The sequence below is a fragment of the Sporolactobacillus kofuensis genome, from assembly GCF_024125425.1.
GTDB lineage: Bacteria > Bacillota > Bacilli > Bacillales > Sporolactobacillaceae > Sporolactobacillus > Sporolactobacillus kofuensis.
Window position 1 is genome coordinate 1 of record NZ_JAMXWN010000030.1, and the last position, 4467, is coordinate 4467.

At 44.8% G+C, this 4467-nt stretch carries 5 protein-coding genes, 1 tRNA gene and 1 other RNA gene; all 7 read left to right on the top strand.

Annotated elements, in window-relative coordinates; all coding sequences use genetic code 11:
* The first annotated feature begins 137 nt into the window (after positions 1-137).
* The 7 genes from NIE32_RS14015 (at position 138) to NIE32_RS14045 (ending at position 4091) form a co-directional block, all read left to right on the top strand.
* Positions 138-230: transfer RNA gene (locus NIE32_RS14015), tRNA-Ser, on the top strand.
* 21 nt (positions 231-251) lie between these two features.
* Positions 252-518: signal recognition particle sRNA large type (gene ffs, locus NIE32_RS14020), an RNA gene on the top strand.
* A gap of 160 nt (positions 519-678) precedes the next feature.
* A complete protein-coding gene (dnaX, locus tag NIE32_RS14025; protein WP_253077492.1) occupies positions 679-2385 on the top strand; it encodes a DNA polymerase III subunit gamma/tau in 1707 nt (568 codons plus the stop codon).
* 21 nt (positions 2386-2406) lie between these two features.
* Positions 2407-2721: a YbaB/EbfC family nucleoid-associated protein gene (locus NIE32_RS14030; RefSeq protein ID WP_381453028.1), complete on the top strand. Its 315-nt coding sequence runs from the start codon at positions 2407-2409 to the stop codon at positions 2719-2721.
* Positions 2722-2833: 112 nt separating this feature from the next.
* Positions 2834-3430, top strand: coding sequence for a recombination mediator RecR (gene recR / locus NIE32_RS14035; RefSeq protein ID WP_253077493.1), 597 nt, complete (start codon positions 2834-2836; stop codon positions 3428-3430).
* A 77-nt stretch (positions 3431-3507) separates the two neighbouring features.
* A complete protein-coding gene (locus NIE32_RS14040) occupies positions 3508-3726 on the top strand; it encodes a YaaL family protein (protein WP_253077494.1) in 219 nt (72 codons plus the stop codon).
* A 95-nt stretch (positions 3727-3821) separates the two neighbouring features.
* Positions 3822-4091, top strand: coding sequence for a pro-sigmaK processing inhibitor BofA family protein (locus NIE32_RS14045; protein ID WP_253077495.1), 270 nt, complete (start codon positions 3822-3824; stop codon positions 4089-4091).
* Positions 4092-4467: the final 376 nt, after the last annotated feature.

Consider the following 4467-nt stretch of genomic DNA (forward strand, 5'->3'; position numbering starts at 1 on the left):
AAGAAGATTTTGGTGTTTGCTGATTTCGTATTTTTATGTTAAACTAACCTTCGTCGTAGCGATTTTGTTCATTAAAGTTTATCTAGTAAGTAGAATTGATGGGCGACAAATCAACATGCGTTACGAGATATGGCTGTGGAGGCGTACCCAAGTGGCTGAAGGGGACTGACTCGAAATCAGTTAGGGCGTCGTTCGGCGCCGCGGGGGTTCAAATCCTCTCGCCTCCGCCATTACTTTTGTTATCAAATTAGCCGTGCTAGACGGGGAGGTAGCGGTGCTCTGTAACTCGCAATCCGCTGTAGCGAGGTTGAATTCCTTTCACGAGGTCTCGGCGTTGTGGAGCAGCCTCAAGCACGTGGTGTTGACGTTTGGGTCCCGCGCAACGGAAACTCATGAACCCTGTCAGGTCCGGAAGGAAGCAGCAGTAAGTGAGACCTTTCGTGTGCCGCGGGGTTGCCTGGGCCGAGCTAACGACTTGAGAAGCGTTCATGATGCCTTGATCGACGAAAGGTGCACGGCGTTAAAATAATTGCAACAAGGGCTATCGAAGTTAATCTTCGATAGCCCTTGTTTTTTTCATTGAGAAAGAATACGCGCCGCAGTTTCTTTCGGAAACAGTAACCGTTATAATGAACGTATATCATAAAACCGAGCGTATTCGGTGGAAGGGGGAGGAAGATGGCCTACCAGGCGCTTTACAGAGTCTACCGGCCCCAGACTTTTCATGATCTTGCCGGACAGCAGCATATCGCCCAGACTCTTCAGAACGCCCTGACCAAACAGCAGTTCTCTCATGCCTATCTATTCACCGGTCCGCGCGGGACAGGTAAGACTAGTGCTGCGAAGATCTTTGCGAAGGCGATCAACTGTGAACACGCACCGGTTGCCGAACCATGCAATGAGTGTGCAGCATGTCGCGGGATAACGAGCGGTAGCATTGCCGATGTTATTGAAATTGATGCGGCTTCCAATAACGGTGTTGATGAAATTCGAGATATTCGCGATAAAGTAAAATATGCGCCGAGTGAAGTTCGCTATAAAGTGTATATCATCGATGAAGTGCACATGCTTTCGACGGGTGCATTTAATGCGTTATTGAAGACTTTGGAAGAGCCACCTGAACATGCGGTGTTTATCCTAGCAACCACCGAACCACAGAAAATACCGCTGACGATTATTTCAAGATGTCAGCAGTTTGATTTTCGTCGTATACCTTCGTCTGAGATTTTTGAACGCCTGCATTTTGTTGTTCAGAATCAGAAAATTGACGCTGAGGATGAGGCACTTCAGCTGATCGCAAAAGCAAGTGAAGGCGGATTGCGTGATGCACTTAGTGTCTTAGATCAAACAGCGGCTTACAGCGAGGGAACGATGACGGTCCAAGATGTGCTGGATGTTACGGGTATGGTTTCTGATCAAATGATTCGCGAACTGATCGAAGCGTTGGAAGCAAGCGATGCTGCGCATGCAGTCAGCAAAACGGGTGAGCTTCTGGATCAGGGCAAGGATCCACTGCGATTGATCGAGCAAATGATCTTCTATTATCGTGATTTACTGCTTTACCGGACATCTCCGGATTTGGAAGATCTGCTTACGCGTCCGCATATCGATGATGCTTTCCGTGAGCAGGCCAAGACGGTTGCGGTGCAACGACTCTTTCATGTCATTAGCGAGATGAATGGTACATTTAATGAAATGAAGCGAACCAATCATCCACGAATATTGCTTGAAATGGGTATCGTTCGCTTATGCGAACCGGAGGATGTCCCTGAACAGACGACGCAGCCAGGATCAACCGTCCATAATGGAGAACTGGAGAAACGTATCGCCTTATTGGAACAACAGATGAAGAAATGGTCGGCGGCTCCGGAAGCGATGCCTCGGTTGGAAACTCAGGCTGAGCCAAATCGCCCACGCACCCCGCGAAGAAATAGCGGTTTACGTATTGCCACCACGCAAATTAATCATGTGTTGGATGAAGCGACTAAAGAAGAACTGCGTGAGCTAAGATCGGTGTGGGCTAAAGTGATGACGAAGGTCCGGGCAGAAAATGTGGCTGCGCATGCTTGGATGCTCGAGAGTCAGCCGGTAGCGAGTTCCACACAGGGCTTTGTCCAGGCATTCAAATATGACTTTCATTGCCAGATGGTGATGGAAAACAAAAATAATATAATGGAACTGGTTCAAACCATCGTACAGGACGTGACGAAGAAACAAAAAGTCATGTATCCTGTTCCTGAGGATACATGGACAAAGATGAAGAATGCGTTCATCGAACGTTCTCAATCCACTCAGGAAGAAAGCAGCGAGAAAAAGGAAGAAGACCCAATAATCGCTGAAGCGAAAAAGTTGGTGGGCCCTGATTTAATTGATATTAAAGATTAATGGATTATGGAGGCGATTGATATGATGCGAGGAAATATGAACAACATGATGCGTCAGGTACAAAAAATGCAAAAACAAATGGCGGAAGCTCAGGAAAAGCTTAAAGAGGAAATCGTTGAGGGAACAGCGGGCGGCGGTGTGGTAACTGTCAAAGCCAGCGGTCAAAAACAGATTGTTGATGTAGCGATTAAGCCGGAAGCAGTAGATCCTGACGACGTGGAGATGCTACAGGATTTGATTGTTGCAGCGGTTAATGATGCGCTGACACATGCTGATGAGCTCGCAGCAAAACGACTTGGTAAATTTACGCAAGGTTTGAATATGCCTGGATTCTAATCCGTGAGCGCTCTTGATATGGACAAAGCGGCGAATTCCGTTTCGTAAGAGCGGGCATTCGCTGCTGGTCATTTTCAGGGGGGGTGACAACCAGTGAAAGGAGATCCGGTGCATGCAGTATCCTGAACCGATCGCAAAACTTATCGATAGCTTCATGAAACTCCCAGGTATTGGTCCGAAAACGGCTGTGCGCCTCGCATTTTTTGCTGTTGACATGAATGAAGGAGATGTCATGGACTTTGCACGGGCGTTGGTCGATGTGAAAAGAAAACTAGTGTACTGTTCCGTATGCCAGAACATTAGTGATCATGATCCGTGTACAATATGTGATGATTCTTCTAGGGATCATTCAACGATTTGCGTGGTACAGGACCCGAAAGACGTCGTAGCGCTTGAAAAAATGCGTGATTATCGAGGATTGTATCATGTGCTTCACGGTGTTATCTCACCTATGGATGGCATTGGTCCTGAAGACATCAAAGTCGCTGAACTTATCAGACGCCTAGAAGATGAGAATGTGAAAGAAATTATTCTGGCAACAAATCCTACGGTTGAGGGTGAAGCGACAGCGATGTATATTTCACGCTTAGTTAAACCAATTGGAATAAAGACATCGCGAATCGCTCATGGTTTACCTGTTGGCGGAGATCTGGAATATGCAGATGAAGTGACGTTATCCAAAGCTCTGGAAGGACGCCGAGAGCTATAACCCCATTTGCACAAAGAAAGATTAATTACTTTTAATCGACTGCACAAAAAAGTGCAGGGTTATTGGAGATGTTTGAGATGTTTGGCAGAAGAAAAGGTTTGCTGCGTAAAGAGATGACCGAACAGCTTCTCGATTTGCTAGAACGTTGCAAAACAGAATGGATGACGAAGAAAAGAGTGATTGATGCCAGCATCGATCCTTCTGATGAAGTTTTGCATCAGCTGAAACTCGCAGAAGCTAGGTATTTTTATTTATTGAAAGAAGTCCGTGAATTAAAACAGTTCATGAGCCGATGAGTTCTAAAAAGGGACATGCATGCATACATTTCTACAAATGAAACATTGATGTGGACTATCGCTCGTTTCTTTTAAATGTATGGGAGGCATGTCCTTTGAATAACTTTATGTTATTAATCCTTGGTGTGCTTGCATTATTTATTGTCGTTATAAGTATTGGCACTTCGTTCCATCCCGTTAAATGGATAGGAAAGTTAGTGATTCGCCTTGTGGTAGGCGCGGTGTTACTCTTCTTTCTTAATGTTATTGGTGAATCATTTAGTATGCACATTCCCATTAACCTTGCGACCACGACTGTCAGTGGGTTGCTTGGTATTCCTGGTATTGCTGCTTTGATCGTGATAAAGTTCTCGCTTGGTGTTTGAGCGAGAACTTTATCTTTCTTTATCTCCTTGTATGTTTAATAAATTGTTAATATGGGTATTGACTAACAATGTAGCAGATGATAATATATTTCTTGCCGCGTTTTAAAGGCAAAAAAAGATGTTGACACTGTTAGTTAACCGTGCTAAAATATTTCTTGTCGTTGAAACACGATGAAAAAAAAGATGTTGACTTCCTGATAGAAACGTGTTATTATTTAAAAGTTGCTGTTAGGAACGAAACAGCGAAGAATGTTCCTTGAAAACTGAACAAAAGCCAAGCGTGATATAAGGGTTATAAACCCCTAATCAATTCAATTTGCTATGGATCTTATGAACGAAAAAGTCCGTTCGGACACTTAGTCCGGCATTTAAGTAA